This window comes from Duganella fentianensis, assembly GCF_009857835.1.
Classification (GTDB): domain Bacteria; phylum Pseudomonadota; class Gammaproteobacteria; order Burkholderiales; family Burkholderiaceae_D; genus Rugamonas; species Rugamonas fentianensis.
Genome location: NZ_WWCL01000001.1, coordinates 1,285,439 through 1,303,092 on the forward strand (window position 1 = coordinate 1,285,439; position 17,654 = coordinate 1,303,092).

The window sequence follows — 17,654 nt, forward strand, 5'->3', positions numbered from 1 at the left end:
TATGACACTCGACGTTGATATACGCAAGACGCTGGAAGCCGCCGGGCGCCGCTTCACGCTGCAGGCACGCTTCCGCTCGGACAGCCAGCGCGTGGTGATCTACGGCGCCTCCGGTGCCGGCAAAAGCATGCTGTTGAAAGCGCTGGCGGGGCTGGTGACGCCGGATCAGGGGCGCATCGAGCTGGGCGGGCGCTGCCTGTATGCGTCGGCGCAGGGCATCAATCTGCCGCCGCAGCAGCGCGAACTGGCGTATCTGTTTCAGGACTATGCCCTGTTCCCCCATCTGAACGTGCGGCAGAATATCGCCTTCGGTCTGCAGCGTGGCTGGCGTAACCCGTCCAGCCAGACGGCACACGCCACGGTACGCCATTGGCTAGCCGCGCTGGAACTGGATACGGTGGCAGGGCAGATGCCGCATCAGCTGTCGGGCGGCCAGCGCCAGCGGGTGGCACTGGCGCGCGCCCTGGCGGCTGCACCGCGTGCCTTGCTGCTCGATGAGCCGTTTGCTGCACTCGATCCGGCGCTCCGTCAGCGTATGCGGGCCGAACTCGATAAGCTACAGCGGCAGCTGGGCATCCCCATGCTGCTGATCACCCACGATAAAGATGATGTGGAAGCGTTTGGCGATCACCTGCTCAGGATGGAGCAGGGTACACTGGTCGATACCGCGCTGGAACTGAAAGGTGTCACATATGAAGGATGAGGCGGGCGCGCAGAACGCCGGCATGGCCTTGCAGGGCAATGTCTGGATGACTGTCGACGGGCAGAAACTGGGCGGACGGGAACGCATGGATCTGCTTGCGGCGATAGGCGAACATGGTTCGATCACGGCGGCCGCCAAGGCGGTCGGGCTGAGCTACAAGGGCGCCTGGGATGCCATCGAAGCGATGAATAATCTGGCTGGCGAAGCCTTGCTGGAGCGGCTGGCAGGGGGTAAAGGCGGCGGTGGCACCCGTTTGACGGCACGCGGCCAGCAGCTGGTAAAAAATTTCGCCCAGATAGACGAAGCGCACCGGCGTTTCGTTGCTGCCCTGAGTAGCCAGTCGCATGCGCTGGCTGATGACCTTTTGATGATAAGGAATATCACTATGAAGACTAGTGCACGTAATCAGTTCAGTGGCAAAGTCGCTTCGGTGCAGCAGGGTGTGGTCAACGACGAAGTCACGCTGGGGCTGGCGGGCGGCCAGCAGATCGTTGCCACCATCACGCGCGACAGTAGCGAGAGTCTGGCGCTGGCGCCCGGTGTCAGCGCCTGGGCTTTGATTAAAGCCAGCTCCGTCATCGTGGTGACGGAACCTGAAGGTGCGCGCTTTTCGGCGCGCAACCAGCTGAGCGGCACCGTTAGTCGCGTACAGGAAGGCGCCGTCAATACGGAGGTCAGCATAGCGCTGGCAGGAGGCGCCACCATTGCTGCCATCGTTACGCGTGAAAGTGCTATCGCACTGGAACTCACCGTTGGTAAGCCTGCTACGGCGATTTTCAAGGCGTCCGCCGTCATCCTCGGCACCTGACTCCGCACGGTGACTTGCCCGCACCTGGGGCAATAGTGCGGAATCTGGCGGGAAGGAAGAGGGGATGGGCTTAGTGGCTGGCAGCCTTGCTGCTCTGACGGCTGGCGCTCTTGCTGGTTTGCTCGGAACTTCCCTGACCTGCAGTGCTGCCAGCGGCCTGCTGGGCTTTGGCCCGGGCAGCCGACTGCCGGCTTTCCCCGCCTTTGCGGCCTATGGTGGCCATGTGGGCGCGGTCGCGGCTGACGGCTTCGCCCCCTTTCTGGCCCGCCCGGCGTGCCTCTTCACTGTCGAACTCGTGCGCCGTACCTTTCTGGTGTGCGGCCTGGCCGCCTTTGCTGGCGATGCTGCGCTGGGTGGCTTCGTCCATGGCGGCAAAGCCCCGCTTGGCGCTGCTCTTGGGTTTGATGTTTTCATTGCCGGAATTACTGGCCATATGTCCTCCTAGATGGTGTGGCGACCTTGCGTCGAAGTGGCGGGCAGTGCTCGCTGCCCTGCATGATTAGAGAAGCAAGGTTGACGAAAGTTCCAGTGTGAGGCGGCTTTTAGTGGTGCGTAGCCGATGTTGCCACAGTGGTCTGCACGCTGGCGCGCGGTACAGCGTTGCTGGCCGCTTTGCCGGTTTGCTCCATGCTGCGTTCCAGTGCGGTCAGGTGCTCGTGCGTCGTCTGCAGCATGTTGGAATGGGCCATGCTGAGGATGTCGATCAGCTGCTGCTGGTAGTGCTGCCATGGTTCCAGCGTGGGGCTGTACAGTCCCGCATCCTTGCCCGCGAGCCAGCGGCCGTGATTGTCGCTGAGGTCGGACAGCAGTTCGCGCCCCAGTTGCAGGTGCAGTTCGCTCAGGCGCTGCATGGCGGTGACGATGTGCTGTCCCAGTTGCTGGTACAGCGTGATGAATTGCTCGTAGTTGGGCGAAGGCAAGGCGGGTTGCGGCAGCTTAGGCATGATGGAAGCTCCTGTTGCAGTGGCGGAATACGGCGAGAGAGGGCGAGGCCGGATCTACGATAGAGGCTGGCCGGCGCCAAAAGTTCCCCGTTTAGCCCCGGCATGTGTTGCATCCAGCGCCCGGTGGCCGCGCCAGACTGCTGATGAATTGGGCAGTTCCCGCCCAGCCGTGCGACAATACCGGCCTTGTATGAATTCTAACGATGGTGGATATGAGCAATCCCGAATACATTCTGACTCTCTCTTGCCTCGATCAGCGCGGTATCGTGCATCGCGTGTCGGGCTTCCTGGCCGAACATGGCTGCAACATCATCGACTCGGCCCAGTTCGGGGATAGCCAGTCGCAGCTGTTCTTCATGCGCGTGCATTTCTCGCTGGAAGACAGTGGCCTGAGCGATGCGGCCCTGCGCGCCGATTTCGCCACGCTGGCGGCCAGCATGGGACTGGACTGGGAGCTGCGCGATGCCCACTACAAGCCGCGCGTGATGCTGATGGTGTCGAAGATCGGCCATTGCCTGAACGACCTGCTGTTCCGCTATAAGAGCGGTTTGCTGCCGGTGGAAATTCCGGCCATCGTGTCGAATCACATGGATTTCTACCAGCTGGCTGCCAGCTACAATATTCCGTTCCACTATCTGCCACTGGCCACCGGCGCGTCGGAAGAAACCAAGCTGGCGCAGGAAGCCAGGATCATCGAACTGATCAACTCGCACCAGATCGATCTGGTGGTGCTGGCGCGCTATATGCAGATCCTGTCGCCCAGCCTGTGCGCCGCCCTGAAAGGCAAGGCGATCAACATCCACCATTCCTTCCTGCCTAGTTTCAAGGGCGCCAAGCCGTATGCGCAGGCGCACCAGCGTGGCGTCAAGCTGATCGGTGCCACCGCCCACTTCGTTACGGGCGATCTGGACGAAGGCCCTATCATCGAGCAGGATGTGGAGCGGGTCGATCATTCGATGGATGCCGATACCCTGTCCGCCATCGGCCGCGATGTCGAATGCGTGGTGCTGGCGCGCGCCGTGAAATGGTTTGTCGAGCACCGCGTTTTACAGAATGGCGACAAGACCGTCGTCTTCAAATAACACTAAAGAGTAGTCCTGATGGCCCTTAAAGCAACAATTTACAAAGCTGATCTATCGATTGCGGACATGGACCGCAATTATTACGAGTCGCCGTCGCTGACCATGGCGCGCCACCCGTCCGAAACGGACGAGCGCATGATGGTGCGGCTGGTGGCGTATGCCATCCATGCCAACGAAGCGCTGACCTTTACCAAAGGCCTGTTCGACGTGGAAGAACCCGATCTGTGGCAGAAGGACCTGACCGGCGCCATCGAACTGTGGATAGAAGTGGGCCAGCCGGACGAGAAGGTGCTGCTCAAGGCCTGCGGCCGTTCCGAGCATGTGGTGGTGTACAGCTATGCGGCCACCAGCCATATCTGGTGGAAGGGGCTGGCCAACAAGGTAGAGCGCTGCAAGAACCTCAGCGTGATCAATCTGAACGCCGATGCCACCGAGCAGCTGGGCCGCATGGCCCAGCGCACCATGCAGCTGCAATGCACCATACAGGATGGCCAGATCTGGCTGACCGACGGCACCACCACGGTGGAAATCGGCCGCGAAATCTTCAAAAGCGAGCGCGATTAAGCGCCGCAGGGGGCGGGCCTTGCGCGCCGCCCCCGTTCAGCTTCAGCCCGTCCTATTTGACGACGGCGCCACCCTTCATCACCCACTGCACGCGTTCCAGCGTGCTCACATCTTTCAGCGGATCGCCGTCGACGGCGATGATATCGGCGAATTTACCCGCTTCGATACTGCCCACGCGATCGGTCCAGCCCAGCAGCTCGCTGGCATTCACGGTGGCCGTGCGGATGGCCTGCAGCGGCGTCATGCCCAGCTTCACCAGCACGGCAAATTCGCGCCCGTTCAGGCCATGCGGATACACGGCCGCGTCGGTACCGAAGGCTATCGGCACGCCGGCCTTGATGGCGCGCGCTATATTCTGCCTTGCCGTCGGTAGTACCACCTTGGCCTTGGCCAGCAGTGGCGCCGGCAGCTTGATGGCTTCGGCGTTCGCGATCAGCCAGTCGCCCAGATACACGGTAGGCACCAGCCAGGTCTTGTGCTCCTTCATCAGCTTGATGCCTTCGTCGTCGATGTAGGAACCGTGCTCGATCGAATCCACGCCGGCCAGCACGGCCAGCCTGATACCGTCGCCGCCGTGCGCATGGGCGGCCACCTTGCGGCCCAGCCGGTGCGCATCGCTGATGATGGCCTTCAGTTCTTCCAGCGTGTACTGGGAAGTGCGCGGATCGTCGCCGAATGAGAGCACGCCGCCGGTGGCGCAGATCTTGATCACGTCGGCACCGTATTTGATATTGCGGCGGGTGACTTTCAGGGCTTCTTCCACACCGTCGGCCACGCCCAGTGCAACACTTTTGAATTCGGGCGCGTGCATGGTGTCGTCGCAGTGGCCGCCGGTAATCCCCATCGGCGGGCCGGAGGCGGCGATGCGCGGGCCGGGTACGTCGCCGGCATTGATGGCGTCACGCAGGCCGATGTCGGCATAGGCGTCCGCCCCCACGTCGCGCACCGAGGTGAAGCCGGCCTGCAGGGTCAGGCGGGCATTCTTGGCGCCCGTCAGGGTAATGCGCGGTACCGACTTGGCGATCACGGAATAGCCGAGATCGGCCGGATCGCCCGTCAGGTGGGTGTGCATATCGATCAGGCCGGGCAGCACAGTCTTGTCGCCCAGATCGATCACCTGTGCGCCGGCCGGTATCGCCAGCTTGCTGCCGGCCGCCGTGATGCGCTCGCCGTCGATCAGGATGACGGCTGCTTCGATCGTGTTGCCGCTGCGTACATCCAGCATGCGCGCGGCCTTGATGGCGGTGACGGCTGCGCTGGCGTGGCTGACTATGCCCAGGCCCAGCAGGGCCAGACTGAGGGCGCTGAGGCTAGCCCAGCGTGGGTAGTTGAGTTTCAAATCATGCTCCCCTGAGGTGGTGGTTGAGATGTCCGAACGGTGCTGCCCGAATTGCAGCATGCGGCTAGCGTAACTGCGTGGCCGGCAGGACGCCATCAAATTGTTGATGTTTGCGCCAGCCGTGCCGAACTACAACAGCCGGCCGGGGCTGGCGATGCGGTATCATGCGCCCTTGAAACGAACTACCGACGCTGCAACGCAGCAGAAACTGGACTCACATGCTGATCATCACCATCAAACAGGGCAAGGAAAAGAGCTTGCTGGCCGGCGACCCGTGGATCTATCCCACCGCCATCGAACGCGTGGATGGCAAGCCGCAGGAAAAATCGAAACCGGGTTCGACTGCCATCGTGCAGACTTCGTCGCGCCAGTTCATCGGCCGCGCTGCTTATAACGCCCATGCGCAGATCCGTGCCCGCATGTGGAGCTACAAGGAAGACGAGCCGGTCGATCACGCCATGATGAAGCGGCGCGTCAAGGCCGCCGTGGCCAAGCGTCTGCCGGCACTGCGCGCGGCCGGCCCGAATGCGCTGATGCCGGTGGTGCTGGGCGAGGAAGATGGCTTGTCCGGCCTGCTCGTGCATAACTGGGGCGGGCAGGATGGCTATCTGATCTGCCAGTTCAATTCCGGCGGCGTGGAAGCCTGGAAGGTGGCCATCGTGCAAGCCCTGCTGGCCGAGACGGGCTGCCCGAATGTGTACCAACGTTCCGATGAACTGATCCGCAAGGGCGAAGGCTTGCCGGTGATCTCGCGGGTACTGGCCGGCGAAGAACCGCCTGATCATGTATTGGTGATTGATGGCAATCAGCGTTACAGTATGGACCTGTGCACGGGATTCAAATTCCCCAAATTGCGTAGCTAATCACGGAGAGCATTGAGCTGATGGACCAATACCAATCGTCGCAAATTCGTACCCTGACCTATATCGAGAACGAAGACCATCCGGTTTTCGGTACCCTGGTCGAACAGATCCTCCACCTGCTCAACACCAAGCTGATATTCAGCGACATCCTGATCCACCAGAACAGCCCGCTGCTGCTGCGCCAGCCGGGCGGGCTGGTGGCCGTGACGGATTCGCCCATCACGCGCGAAGAGCTGCAGGAATTCTTCGAAGTGGTGGAGCCTAACTGGGCCGAGCGCATCCAGGACCGCGCGTTCGACCGCGCCGTCGATCTGCATACGGCGCGCATCCGCGCCAACTGCTTCAGCTTCCAGGGCAAGAAGCGGCTGGGCTGCGTGATCCGCCGCTTCCCGCGCGAGCCTATGCCGCTGGCGCAACTGGGCCTGCGTCAGGCCGAGCAAAATTTCGCCAAACTCACCAGCGGGCTGGTGCTGATCATCGGCGATACCTGTCAGGGCAAATCGACCACCATCGCAGCCATGCTGGACGAGATCAACAAGCACCGCTCGGGCCACATCATCACCATCGAAGATCCGGTAGAGACCTTGATACCGCAGCGCCAGTGCGTGATTACCCAGCGCGAAGTGGGCTATGACGGCGACGTGGAAAGCTTTTATCTGGGCGCGCTCGATGCCTTGCGCGAACGTCCCGATGTGATCGTGATCGGCGAAATCCGCGATGCCCAGACGGCGCAGGAAGCGCTGGCGCTGGCTGAATCGGGCCCGCTGGTACTGGCTTCGCTGCATGCCCGTTCGACCGAGCTGGGTCTGCAGAAAATGCTGCGCCTGCTCGGCAATACCGAACCGCAGGCGCAGGCGCTGGCCCATGCGCTGCGCGGCGTGCTGTGCCAGGCGCTGCTGCCTTCCGTCGAGGGCGAGCGCTATTATCTGGCCACGGAATGCCTGACCTCGAATCCCGACGTGGTGGCCATGATCGCCAATGGTCAGATCGCCGCCTTGCGCAGCTGGATGGTCAGCAAGCCGCAGGAAGGCTGCCACACCATGAACGACTCGCTGCGCAAGCTGCTGGCCGAAGGCAAGGTGCGGCTCGACGATGCGCGCAATGCCACCACCGACCGGCTCGGTTTCGCGGCCCAGACCTGATGCGTGCCGTGCTGGCCGCTGCCGCGGCCAGTGGCGGCGATGGCCAGTGCTTCAGCCGGGCCCGGCCGGTTTAATCGAGCGGTACGCTGCGGTACCGGTTGACGTCGCTGGCGCTGACGGGTTCGGCCTGATTGCCCCAGCTGCTGCGTACATAGGTGAGTATCTGCGCCACTTCCAGATCGCTGAGCACCGGGCCGAACGGTGGCATGCTGTAAGGGCGCGGATTGCCCGCCGTGGCTGGCGCAAAGCCGCCATTGAGCACCATGCGGATAGGGTTGACGGTCTGGGCCAGCGTCAGCCCGCGGTTGCCGGCCAGCGCAGGATAGGCCGGTGCCTGTCCCTGTCCAGCGCTGCCATGGCAGTCGGCGCAATGCTGGCGATACAGCTTTTCTCCTGCCGCCAGAAACGCGGGCAGCACCACGCCGGCTTCGGCCGCTGCCGGCCGCTGCGCAGCGCCGGCGGGCAAGCTCTGTAAATACTGCGCCATGGCGCGCAGATCGGCATCGCTCAGATGCTGCAGGCTGCGGCTGACCACTTCGGCCATGGGCCCGCTCACGCTGGCTTCGGCACTCACACCCGTCTGCAGCAATTGCACGATGCGTTCGGCCGGCCAGTGCTGCACACCGGCCTGATGGGCCGCATTCAGGGCCGGCGCATACCAGCCCTGCATGGGAATCAGGCCGCCGGCCAGTGATTCGCCATCGCTGGCGCCCAGCCAGTTGCGCGGGCTATGGCAGGCGCCGCAATGTGCCGGCCCCTGCACCAGATATGCGCCCCGATTCCATTCCACCGCTTTGCTCGCATCGGGCCGGAACACGCCGGGGCGGAAGTACAGCGCGCGCCAGCCGGCCAGCATCAGTTGCTGGTTGTAGGGGAAGCGTAGCTGATGCGGCAGGCTGGCGCGATTCACGGCCGGTAGCGATTGCAGATAGACGTAGAGCGCATCGCTGTCTTCGCGCGGCATGCGCGTGTAATTGGTGTAGGGGAAGGCCGGATACAGCAGACGACCATCCTTGCTGACGCCGTTGTGCAGGGCACGCCAGAAATCGTCTGCGCTCCAGCTGCCGATGCCGTACTGGCGGTCAGGCGTGATGTTGGGCGTATGCAGGCTGCCGAACGGGGTCGCCAGCAGGCGCCCGCCCGCATAGGGTGCGCCACCGCGTGCCGTGTGGCAGGCCATACAGTCGCCGGCCAGCGCCAGATAGGCGCCACGGCTGCGCTGCTGTTCGGTGCTGAAGGCGCCAGTGCGGGCCGGTGGTCCGGGGTCGTCGCGGCCGGCCAGAGCCAGCCAGCCGGCCAGCAACAATACGAGCAGCAGTACGGCGACGAAGGTGATCAGGAGGCGGCGCATACGGTTCACCTAGGGCCTAGCTGCAGCAGGCATACTGCCGCATTCCAGCGGCAGCGGACGGGCAGGGCGGGCAGCCACATGGGCGGCGGCGGGCGGCTGCCGGCTGAGCCACTGGGAAATGGCGGCTACGTCAGGCTCGGACAAACGTCCCGCGATCTCTGCCATGCAATCCGGTGCGGCCGCACGGCGTGTATGGTTGCGCCATGCGCCGAACTGGGCGTTGATGTAGTCGGCAGGCAGGCCCAGCAAGCCCGGTATGGCGGGCTGGACGCCGCCCAGCGAGGCGCCGTGGCAGGCCGTGCAGGCCGGTATCTTGCGTGCGGCATCGCCATGTTCGACCAGCGCCTGGCCCCGTTCCAGCTGGGCCGCGGTGGCGCTGGCCTGCTGGCCGGCCAGCGGCGGATAGCTGGGCGCGAGGCGGGAAAAATAGTCGGCCATTTCAGCCAGATAGGCATCGCTCTGGTGCGCCACCATATACGTCATCAGCGGATAGTTGCGCCGGCCTTCGCGGAAGTTGAGGAGCTGGTTGTACAGATAGCCGGCCGGCTTGCCGGCGATGCGGGGGAAATAGGCATCGCGCTTTTCTTCCCGTGCATGGCAGCTGATGCAGGCAGCAAGGCGCTGGGCCAGCGTGTCGGGCACGGGCGCGGCAACGGTGTGCCCGCTGCTGCCCAGTAGGATGGCGAGCAGCGCGGCACGGCATAGGGCAGGGGAAGAAACCATGCCGCAAGGATACCAGAAGCGTGGCGGCGTGCACGCCTCCGGCATTTAGCCGGCCGGCTGGACCGGCTTGGGGAATTTGATAGGCTTCACCGGCGGCAGTTTGCGGCCGCTAGCGTGCACGTGCTGGTAGATGCGCAGCGCCACCTGGGCATCATCGGCCGCATACAGAATCTGCTTTTCGTTCAGGTGGGGCAAAGCCCAGTTGGTGACGGATATCTTTTTCGATTTCTGCAGCGTCTGGCCAAAGAACTTGGCCACGGCTGTCTTGGCGCCCAGATCGTTGCGCTGGCCCGGCTCGCGCAGCGCCACCGAAAGGTCCATGATGCCGCCGCAGCGTATGCCCAGCTTGGCAAACACGCGCTTCACATCGTCGGACAGGCCGAAGCCGATTTTCAGTGGCGCGACTGGCTCCAGTATGGCTTGCAGCACGGCCAGCATAGGCTCGGCCGTATGGCTGCCGATCTGGAACAGATAGGCATGCGTGCTGGTGGCTAACTGGATCAGATGGGGACCGGTGGAGACTTCACCCTTGGTGAAAGTGGGTTTGGATTCCGTGTCGAAGCCTATGGCCGTACAGGCCAGCAGGACATCGCGCGCCGCCATGGCTTGCTCGAGCGAGCGGACCATGGTGACGTCGGTTATCCGTATGCCCGGGTAGGGCGGTAATTCTGCGGCCGGATCGGCCGCTGGCAGTGCCTGCTCCAACTTAGCCTTTGCGCGAGAATTTCGCGGCCAGCTGGCTCAGTTTTTCTGCGTGCACGCGGGCTGCTTCGGCCGCAGCCGCCGCTTCGCGTTCCGCTTTCTTGCGTTCGGCTTCTTTCTTGTGGCGCTCTTTCAGCACCTGGGTGGCGTGGGCGCGGTGTTCGTCGGTGACTGCAGCACCCGGTTTGCCATCGAGGTCGTGCCGTTGCTTGGCCTTTTCCATCACTTTCAGGTAGCGCAGCGAGCCCGTGTGGATGCCCAGCGCAGCGCGCATGGTTTTGCGGTCCAGTTCAGGCAGGGCAGCCAGCACCTGTTTATCGATACCGATGGACAGGGGCAGGAAATCGCGGAAAGCGGGGAATTGCGTCTGTAACTGCTTCAGCAGGCTGCGCGGGGTATAGGCAGCTTTGGCCGGCGTGGCGGCTGGAGACTCGGCTGACAGCTCGGCTGGTGGCGTTGGGGTAGTGCTAGTGTTCATCGACTTCATAATTTAAAGCAAGAGGCGTGAGCATATCATGGGGGCTAGGGGAATGCAGTGCATTTTGGTTCATGATATCAAATCGACCATGAATGCGCTGCGCGGCAGAGCAGCACATGATGTGGGCAGGCAGGTGCGCGCGCCCCCTAAACCGTGTATAATAGCCGACGCACTAATGCAGGACAGTGCGATTCAGTTTGGTACAGGATACGTTTTGCCCTCTTCCCTATTCTTCACTGAAAAGAGAAATCAGCCCGTAGCAGGACGCGGGCTTTTTTTATTCCGTTAGTTATTCCGTTAGAACCTCGTCAGCAAAATTACAACACCCGCTCAGAGCGCACCGGTGCACCGGCAGCGCCAGCCATGGCAATGTAATTTCTGGCGTAAGCGCAAGAGAGATTTTTAATGACGAAAACGCCGAAAACTTTAACGCTGTCCGGTAAGGCCGCCCGCTCCAGCTCCGCGACGCTGGTGGTGCCGAAAACGACTTTATCCTACGTGATCGATAATGCGCAAGAGGCAGCGAGTAAAGTTACGGTGGTCAAAAAGAAAACCCGTCTGAGCGCCGCAGCGGAAGCCGCCGATACGGCCGTCGCATCGCAGGCCGCAACCAGCGCCGATGCGCCGGTCAAGGCCGTGCGCGTGAGCCGCAAGGCTGCCGCGCCCGTAGCCGCTGCCGACAGCGAGGCGGCTGCCGCAGCGCCGGCCGTCGCCGTCAAGACCAAATCCAAACTGGTGAAAACGGCCAAGGCCGAACCGGCACCGGTGATCATCGCCACGGCTGGTCCGTCCGTCAGCCAGGTGACCGACGCCGCCACGCTGGCTTCGATCGATACCTCGGGCTATCTGCTGCCTAGCGTGAAAGTGCCGGGCCGCCGTGGCCGCAAGCCATCCGAATTCACGCCGGAAAACGATGAAGTCGCGGCACTGAACGCGGTGGAACGCGCCGAACTGAAAGCCGTGTCCAAAGCGCGCGAACGCAAGGCCAAGGGCGCGGCCGATCTGATGGGCATGGACCCTAAAAGCTCGGCGGAAGATCTGGAACGCCGGCGCAACCAGATCAAGAATCTGATCAATATGGGTAAGGAGCGCGGCTTCCTGACCTATGCCGAGATCAATGACCAGCTGCCGGAAAACATCATCGATCCGGAAGCCATCGAAGGCATTATCGCCACCTTCAACGACATGGGCATCGCCATCTACGAGCGCGCCCCGGATGCGGAATCGCTGCTGCTGAGCGATAACGTGGCCACCGTGACGTCGGACGATGAAGTGGAAGCGGCTGCCGCAACGGCACTGTCGACGGTGGATTCGGACTTCGGCCGTACCACTGATCCGGTGCGTATGTATATGCGGGAAATGGGCGCCGTGGCGCTGCTGACGCGCGAAGGCGAGATCGAGATTGCCAAGCGTATCGAAGGCGGCCTGAAAGACATGATCCAGGCGATTTCGGCCTGCCCGACCACCATCGCGGAAATCATCGCGCTGGCCCGCAAGATCGAAGCGGACGAACTGAAAGTGGACGAAGTGGTCGATGGTTTCGTTGACCTCAACGAAGCCAATGCCGCACCGGCCAGCGCTGCTGCTGCCACCGTAGCGGGCGACGAGGACGAAGAAGAGGAAGAAGAAGTCGAGGAAGAAGAAGGCGACGCCGGCGGCGGCGCTGCAGGCTTCTCGACCGAACAGCTGGCACAGCTGAAAAAATCGGCGCTGGAAAAGTTCGATCTGATCTCGGCCCAGTACGACAAGATGCGTAAAGCCAGCGGCGGCTATGGCTCGAAAGGCTATATGGCGGCACAGGAAGCGATTTCGGCCGAACTGCTGGGCATACGCTTCACCGCCAAAGTGGTGGAAAAGCTGTGCGACACCCTGCGTGGCCAGATGGAAGAAGTGCGCCACATCGAGCGCGCCGTGCTGGAACTGTGCGTGAACAAATGCGGCATGCCGCGCGCCCACTTCATCAAGGTCTTCCCCGGCAATGAATGCGATCTGGACTGGGTAGATGGCGAAGTCGATAGCGGCTATCCGTACAGCGCGATTCTGGGCCGTAACGTGCCAGCCGTGAAAGAACTGCAGAAGAAGATGATAGACCTGCAGGCGCGCGTAGCGCTGCCGCTGGCGGATCTGCGCAAGATCAATAAGCAGATGGCGGCTGGCGAGAAGCGCGCCCGTCAGGCCAAGCGTGAAATGACGGTGGCTAACTTGCGTCTGGTAATTTCCATCGCCAAGAAATACATCAACCGCGGTCTGCAATTCCTTGATCTGATCCAGGAAGGCAATATCGGTCTGCTCAAGGCGGTGGATAAATTCGAATACCGTCGTGGCTACAAGTTCTCGACCTATGCCACGTGGTGGATCCGCCAGGCGATTACCCGTTCCATCGCCGATATGGCCCGTACCATCCGCGTGCCGGTGCACATGATCGAAACCATCAACAAGATGAACCGTATCTCGCGCCAGATCATGCAGGAAACGGGTAGCGAGCCGGATCTGGCCACCTTGGCTGTGAAGATGGAAATGCCGGAAAACAAAGTGCGTGAAATCATGAAGATCGCCAAAGAGCCGATCTCGATGGAAACGCCGATGGGTGAAGACGGTGATTCGCAACTGGGTGACTTCATCGAAGACAACACCACGCTGGCGCCGCTGGACGCCGCGCTGCACGCTTCGATGCGCAACGTCATCAAGGAAGTGCTGGATTCGCTGACCCCGCGCGAAGCCAAGGTGCTGCGTATGCGCTATGGCGTGGAAATGTCCAACGACCACACGCTGGAAGAAGTGGGCAAGCAGTTCGACGTCACGCGCGAACGTATCCGTCAGATCGAAGCCAAGGCCATGAGCAAACTGCGTCAGCCTTCGCGCTCGGACAAGCTGAAGACCTTCCTGACCCAGAACTAAGCAGCAGCCAGACGGCAGCGAAAAAAAAGGACAGCCGAGGCTGTCCTTTTTTACTTTTGGGGCAGGTCGGCTTAGCCGGTGTTGCGCAGGCCAGCCGCCACACCATTGATGGACAGGTGGATGCCGCGGTGCACGCGTGCATCGGCCTTGCCCGGCTCGCTCGACAGCGCACGGTGACGCTTGATCAGTTCAACCTGCAAGTGGTTGAGCGGATCGAGGTAGGCGAAGCGGTTCTGGATCGAGCGGGCCAGCAGCGGATTGCCGGCCAGTCGTTCGGTTGCGCCCGTGATGCTCTGCAGGATGGTCAGCGTGTTGGCATGTTCTTCCGTGATGCGGTTGAAGATGCGCTCGCGCAGTTCCTTGTCCTGCACCAGTTCGGCATAGCGCGAGGCAATCGCGAGGTCGGTCTTGGCCAGCACCATGTCCATATTCGACAACAGGGTGGCGAAGAACGGCCACTGGCGGAACATGGCCTGCAGCTGACCCAGACGCTCGGCCTGATCGCCGTCGGCCACCCAGGCGCCGAGTGCGCTGCCGAAACCGTACCAGCCCGGCAGCAGCAAGCGGCACTGGCCCCACGAGAAGCCCCACGGAATTGCGCGCAGGTCTTCGATACGCTTGGTCGACTTGCGCGAAGCAGGGCGCGAGCCCAGATTCAGCTCGGCGATTTCAGCGATAGGCGTGGCCGAGAAGAAGTAGTCCGTGAAGCCCGGGGTTTCATACACGAGATTGCGGTAGGCCTTGTAGGCGCGGTCGGAAATCTCGGCCATGATGGTTTCGAACTGGCGCAGCTGCTGCAGCTGTGCGGCGTCTTCGGTGGCGGGCATCAGACTCGCTTCCAGCGTGGCGGCCACCAGCAGTTCCAGATTACGCCGGCCGATGTCCTTGTTGGAGAACTTGGACGCAATGATCTCGCCCTGTTCGGTCAGACGGATCTGGCCATTCACGGTGCCATGCGGCTGGGCCAGAATCGCTTCGTAGCTCGGACCACCGCCGCGGCCTACCGTACCGCCACGGCCGTGGAACAGGCGCAGCTTGACGCCAGCGTGTTCGAACACTTTGACCAGATGGGTTTCGGCCTTGTACAGCTCCCAGTTGGAAGTGAGGAAGCCACCATCCTTGTTGGAATCCGAATAGCCCAGCATGACTTCCTGAATCTGGCCCTGCTTGGCGATCAGTGCTTTCACCAGCGGGATGGCCATCACAGCTTCCATGATGCCGGCCGCGCGCTGCAGGTCGGGAATGGTTTCGAACAGCGGGATCACCATCAGGTCGAGTTCCTGTTCGGCGATGCGCAGCAGGCCCATTTCCTTTTGCAGCAGCAGCACTTCCAGCAGGTCGGACACGGTTTCCGTGTGCGAGATGATGTAGTTGCGGATCGCGCGCGCACCGTAGCGGGCACGGATTTCACGCGCCGCACGCAGCACGCCCAGTTCCGAATTGGTCTCGGCCGAGTAGCTGATGTAGGGCGAATACAGCAGGCGTGGCTGGGCCAGTTCGCTCAGCAGCAGCGCTACTTTGGCATCTTCGTCGAGTGCCGAGTAGTCGGCCTGTGCGCCGGCCTTGGCCATCAGTTCGGCCAGCACGCGCTCGTGGATATCGGACGACTGGCGCATGTCCAGCGAAGCGAGGTGGAAGCCGAAGATGTCGGCCGCGCGCTTCAGGGTGGACAAACGCGGCTGCACCAGCACAGCGCCGTGGTTGGCGTTGAGCGAATCGATCAGCAGCTGCAGGTCGGCACCGAATTCGGCCGCGTTGGCATACGGCTCGGCGTGGCCCACTTCCTTGCGCAGGATGTTGGTGGCGCCCAGTGCACGCGCCGTGCTGGCCAGACGCGCATAGATGCCGATCAGGGCGCGGCGGTAAGGTTCGTCGGCGCGGTGGTCGGAGGTGTCGGGCGAACGGTCGGCCAGTGCCTGCAGTTCGGGGCTGCAGCCTATCATCAGGGTGGACACCGACAGCTCCGAACCCAGCGTGTGGGCTTCTTCCAGATAGAAGTCGAGGATAGTCGTGGCCTGACGGGTCAGGGCGTGCTCCATGGTGCTGCCGTTGACATTCGGGTTGCCGTCACGGTCGCCGCCTATCCAGCTACCCATCTGCACATATGGTGCATCGACAGCCTGACGCTCGCCGTAATGGCTGGCGATATCGGCTTCGATGTCGTCGTACAGGCCGGGCAGTTCGCGCAGGAAGGTAATGCGGTAGTAGGACAGGGCGTTTTCGATTTCGTCGGCCACGGTCAGCTTGGAGTAGCGCAGCATGCGGGTCTGCCACAGCGTGGCAATGCGGGCGCGCAGCAGGTGCAGATTGGCCGCCTGTTCCTTCGGCGTCAGCGGCAGATCGCGCTCGGCCAGCAGGCGGGCGATGTCGTGTTCCGCATCAAGAATCGACTTGCGCTGGACTTCCGTCGGGTGGGCCGTCAGCACGGGCGAAATCAGCGCCTGCTGGAAGAATTCGCCCACGGTGTCCGCTTTGACACCGGCTTTTTTCAGCTTGTCGAGCGCAAAGATAACGCTACCTTGCTGGGGCGCAGAACCGGCCAGCAGGTGTGCGCGGCGGCGCCGGATGTGATGTTGGTCTTCGGCAATATTGGCCAGATGGGAGAAATAGGAAAACGCCCGTACCACGGAAATCGTCTGTTCGCGGGTCAGGATCTTGAGCATGCCGTCCAGTTCCTTGGCGGCACCGGCGTCAGCCTCGCGGCGGAAGCGTACAGCAGTCTGGCGGATGGTTTCGACCACGGCGTAGACTTCTTCGCCTTCCTGGTCACGCAGTACGTCGCCCAGCAGGCGACCTAATAAACGTATGTCTTCTTTGAGTGGAGCATCCTTGTCTGGATTTACTTCTACGCGTGGTGATTCGTCGTTTGCACTAAGTTGTTTTGCCATGTGATAAGCCGCAAAGATGTGAAATGTCGGTGCAAAGGCTTGTGGCCCGGTTCTGCAAGAAGGTGAGCATGCTAGAATTTGTGGTCCTTAACATGCGCGAATTAACTGGCCTGCGCCGGTTAGCGTCAGCTACAGCGAAAGAACTGGTTTTGAAAACATCCGAATTGGTCCCAACTCCCCCGTCCCAATTGGTCATCGCCTCGCGCGAGAGCCGTCTTGCCATGTGGCAAGCCGAACACGTTCGCGTGCGCTTGCAGCAATTATATCCTCAGTGTGATGTCAAAATTCTAGGAATGACGACCCGAGGCGATCAAATTTTGGATCGCACCCTGTCCAAAGTGGGCGGCAAGGGTCTGTTTGTGAAGGAACTTGAGGTCGCCATGGCCGAAGGCCGCGCCGATCTGGCCGTCCATTCGCTCAAGGATGTGCCGATGGAACTGCCGGAAGGCTTTGCGCTGGCCGCCGTGCTGGAACGCGAAGATCCGCGCGACGCTTTCGTCTCCAACGACTACGACTCGCTCGACGCGCTGCCGGCCGGCGCCGTACTGGGCACCAGCAGTCTGCGCCGTCAGGCCCTGATCGCGGCGCGCTACCCGCATCTGGTGATCAAGCCGCTGCGCGGCAACCTCGATACCCGTCTGGGCAAGCTTGATCGCGGCGAATATGCGGCCATCATTCTGGCTGCCGCCGGTCTGAAACGTCTGGGTCTGGCCCAGCGCATCCGCGCCGTGCTGCCACCCGAAGCCAGCCTGCCGGCCGCAGGGCAGGGCGCGATGGCGATCGAAATCGCCGAACGTCAGGATGGCCTCGATCTGCAGGCGCTGCTGGCGCCACTGAACGATCTGCCGACCGCGCAAGCGGTAGCGGCCGAGCGCAAAGTGTCGAAAGTATTCGGCGGTAGCTGTCAGGTACCGCTGGCCGCATTCGCCACCGTGGATGCCGGTCAGATGCACCTGCGCGCCATGGTGGCTACACCCGATGGCCTGCGCATGGCCAGTGCCGAAGTCAGTGGTGCTGCGGCCGATGCCGAAGCGCTGGGCCTGCAGGTGGCCGAGCTGCTGAAGGCGCAGGATGCCGTGGATATCCTGTCGTCCTGCCTGAGCGAAGCGGCGCAGGCCGAAGCTGATGCCCGTTCCGCCACGCTGGCGGCACCGGCGCCAGACGCCTGA

General features: G+C 62.3%; 16 protein-coding genes. 8 read left to right on the forward strand and 8 right to left on the reverse strand.

Features of this window, described 5'->3' with window-relative positions; all coding sequences use genetic code 11:
* The first annotated feature begins 1 nt into the window (after position 1).
* Both GTP23_RS05580 and GTP23_RS05585 read left to right on the forward strand, forming a co-directional pair.
* Positions 2-703 (forward strand): ATP-binding cassette domain-containing protein, encoded by a 702-nt coding sequence (locus GTP23_RS05580; protein ID WP_161034204.1) that lies wholly within the window; start codon positions 2-4, stop codon positions 701-703.
* The gene (locus GTP23_RS05585) at positions 693-1,511 is read left to right on the forward strand and encodes a TOBE domain-containing protein (RefSeq protein ID WP_229255921.1); all 819 of its coding nucleotides are present in this window, start codon (positions 693-695) and stop codon (positions 1,509-1,511) included. Before GTP23_RS05580 ends, GTP23_RS05585 begins: the two co-directional genes overlap by 11 nt.
* 70 nt (positions 1,512-1,581) lie before the next feature.
* Here the strand turns inward: GTP23_RS05585 and GTP23_RS05590 are convergent, their stop codons facing one another.
* Positions 1,582-1,944, reverse strand: coding sequence for a KGG domain-containing protein (locus tag GTP23_RS05590; RefSeq protein WP_161034205.1), 363 nt, complete (start codon positions 1,942-1,944; stop codon positions 1,582-1,584).
* 109 nt (positions 1,945-2,053) lie between these two features.
* Positions 2,054-2,455, reverse strand: coding sequence for a hypothetical protein (locus tag GTP23_RS05595; RefSeq protein WP_161034206.1), 402 nt, complete (start codon positions 2,453-2,455; stop codon positions 2,054-2,056).
* Positions 2,456-2,667: 212 nt separating this feature from the next.
* On the opposite strand from GTP23_RS05595, the gene purU reads away from it, so the two are divergent.
* Positions 2,668-3,537, forward strand: coding sequence for a formyltetrahydrofolate deformylase (purU, locus tag GTP23_RS05600; RefSeq protein ID WP_161034207.1), 870 nt, complete (start codon positions 2,668-2,670; stop codon positions 3,535-3,537).
* A gap of 18 nt (positions 3,538-3,555) precedes the next feature.
* Complete coding sequence (locus GTP23_RS05605; RefSeq protein ID WP_161034208.1) at positions 3,556-4,101, forward strand: YaeQ family protein; 546 nt, start codon at positions 3,556-3,558, stop codon at positions 4,099-4,101.
* Positions 4,102-4,153: 52 nt separating this feature from the next.
* Here GTP23_RS05605 and GTP23_RS05610 read toward each other — a convergent pair whose 3' ends face one another.
* Entirely contained in the window at positions 4,154-5,440 is a 1,287-nt protein-coding gene (locus GTP23_RS05610; RefSeq protein WP_229255922.1) for a Xaa-Pro dipeptidase, read from the reverse strand.
* 218 nt (positions 5,441-5,658) lie between these two features.
* Here GTP23_RS05610 and GTP23_RS05615 point away from each other — a divergent pair, with 218 nt between their 5' ends.
* Both GTP23_RS05615 and GTP23_RS05620 read left to right on the forward strand, forming a co-directional pair.
* The gene (locus GTP23_RS05615) at positions 5,659-6,303 is read left to right on the forward strand and encodes a class I SAM-dependent rRNA methyltransferase (RefSeq protein ID WP_161034210.1); all 645 of its coding nucleotides are present in this window, start codon (positions 5,659-5,661) and stop codon (positions 6,301-6,303) included.
* 20 nt (positions 6,304-6,323) lie between these two features.
* Positions 6,324-7,445 (forward strand): type IV pilus twitching motility protein PilT, encoded by a 1,122-nt coding sequence (locus tag GTP23_RS05620; RefSeq protein WP_161034211.1) that lies wholly within the window; start codon positions 6,324-6,326, stop codon positions 7,443-7,445.
* Between the two features lie 70 nt (positions 7,446-7,515).
* Here the strand turns inward: GTP23_RS05620 and GTP23_RS05625 are convergent, their stop codons facing one another.
* The 4 genes from GTP23_RS05625 to GTP23_RS05640 all read right to left on the reverse strand — a co-directional run bounded on the left by GTP23_RS05625 (position 7,516) and on the right by GTP23_RS05640 (position 10,708).
* The gene (locus GTP23_RS05625; RefSeq protein WP_161034212.1) at positions 7,516-8,796 is read right to left on the reverse strand and encodes a c-type cytochrome; all 1,281 of its coding nucleotides are present in this window, start codon (positions 8,794-8,796) and stop codon (positions 7,516-7,518) included.
* A gap of 9 nt (positions 8,797-8,805) precedes the next feature.
* Positions 8,806-9,519: a c-type cytochrome gene (locus GTP23_RS05630; protein WP_161034213.1), complete on the reverse strand. Its 714-nt coding sequence runs from the start codon at positions 9,517-9,519 to the stop codon at positions 8,806-8,808.
* A gap of 45 nt (positions 9,520-9,564) precedes the next feature.
* Entirely contained in the window at positions 9,565-10,146 is a 582-nt protein-coding gene (locus tag GTP23_RS05635; RefSeq protein WP_161034646.1) for a 3'-5' exonuclease, read from the reverse strand.
* A 79-nt stretch (positions 10,147-10,225) separates the two neighbouring features.
* The gene (locus GTP23_RS05640) at positions 10,226-10,708 is read right to left on the reverse strand and encodes a ProQ/FINO family protein (protein WP_161034214.1); all 483 of its coding nucleotides are present in this window, start codon (positions 10,706-10,708) and stop codon (positions 10,226-10,228) included.
* A gap of 396 nt (positions 10,709-11,104) precedes the next feature.
* On the opposite strand from GTP23_RS05640, the gene rpoD reads away from it, so the two are divergent.
* Entirely contained in the window at positions 11,105-13,597 is a 2,493-nt protein-coding gene (rpoD, locus tag GTP23_RS05645) for an RNA polymerase sigma factor RpoD (RefSeq protein ID WP_161034215.1), read from the forward strand.
* A gap of 71 nt (positions 13,598-13,668) precedes the next feature.
* On the opposite strand, the gene ppc is transcribed toward rpoD, so the two are convergent.
* The gene (gene ppc / locus GTP23_RS05650; RefSeq protein ID WP_161034216.1) at positions 13,669-16,485 is read right to left on the reverse strand and encodes a phosphoenolpyruvate carboxylase; all 2,817 of its coding nucleotides are present in this window, start codon (positions 16,483-16,485) and stop codon (positions 13,669-13,671) included.
* 149 nt (positions 16,486-16,634) lie between these two features.
* Between ppc and hemC the strand changes: the two genes are divergently transcribed.
* Positions 16,635-17,654: a hydroxymethylbilane synthase gene (hemC, locus tag GTP23_RS05655; protein WP_371866819.1), complete on the forward strand. Its 1,020-nt coding sequence runs from the start codon at positions 16,635-16,637 to the stop codon at positions 17,652-17,654.

What these genes read in the sequence shown, in the direction of transcription:
- GTP23_RS05580 (WP_161034204.1), top strand. Translation starts at nt 2, where the DNA reads ATGACACTCGACGTTGATATACGCAAGACGCTGGAAGCCGCCGGGCGC.
- GTP23_RS05585 (WP_229255921.1), top strand. Translation starts at nt 693, where the DNA reads ATGAAGGATGAGGCGGGCGCGCAGAACGCCGGCATGGCCTTGCAGGGC.
- GTP23_RS05590 (WP_161034205.1), bottom strand. Translation starts at nt 1,944, where the DNA reads ATGGCCAGTAATTCCGGCAATGAAAACATCAAACCCAAGAGCAGCGCC.
- GTP23_RS05595 (WP_161034206.1), bottom strand. Translation starts at nt 2,455, where the DNA reads ATGCCTAAGCTGCCGCAACCCGCCTTGCCTTCGCCCAACTACGAGCAA.
- purU (WP_161034207.1), top strand. Translation starts at nt 2,668, where the DNA reads ATGAGCAATCCCGAATACATTCTGACTCTCTCTTGCCTCGATCAGCGC.
- GTP23_RS05605 (WP_161034208.1), top strand. Translation starts at nt 3,556, where the DNA reads ATGGCCCTTAAAGCAACAATTTACAAAGCTGATCTATCGATTGCGGAC.
- GTP23_RS05615 (WP_161034210.1), top strand. Translation starts at nt 5,659, where the DNA reads ATGCTGATCATCACCATCAAACAGGGCAAGGAAAAGAGCTTGCTGGCC.
- GTP23_RS05620 (WP_161034211.1), top strand. Translation starts at nt 6,324, where the DNA reads ATGGACCAATACCAATCGTCGCAAATTCGTACCCTGACCTATATCGAG.
- GTP23_RS05625 (WP_161034212.1), bottom strand. Translation starts at nt 8,796, where the DNA reads ATGCGCCGCCTCCTGATCACCTTCGTCGCCGTACTGCTGCTCGTATTG.
- GTP23_RS05630 (WP_161034213.1), bottom strand. Translation starts at nt 9,519, where the DNA reads ATGGTTTCTTCCCCTGCCCTATGCCGTGCCGCGCTGCTCGCCATCCTA.
- GTP23_RS05635 (WP_161034646.1), bottom strand. Translation starts at nt 10,146, where the DNA reads ATGGTCCGCTCGCTCGAGCAAGCCATGGCGGCGCGCGATGTCCTGCTG.
- GTP23_RS05640 (WP_161034214.1), bottom strand. Translation starts at nt 10,708, where the DNA reads ATGAAGTCGATGAACACTAGCACTACCCCAACGCCACCAGCCGAGCTG.
- rpoD (WP_161034215.1), top strand. Translation starts at nt 11,105, where the DNA reads ATGACGAAAACGCCGAAAACTTTAACGCTGTCCGGTAAGGCCGCCCGC.
- ppc (WP_161034216.1), bottom strand. Translation starts at nt 16,485, where the DNA reads ATGGCAAAACAACTTAGTGCAAACGACGAATCACCACGCGTAGAAGTA.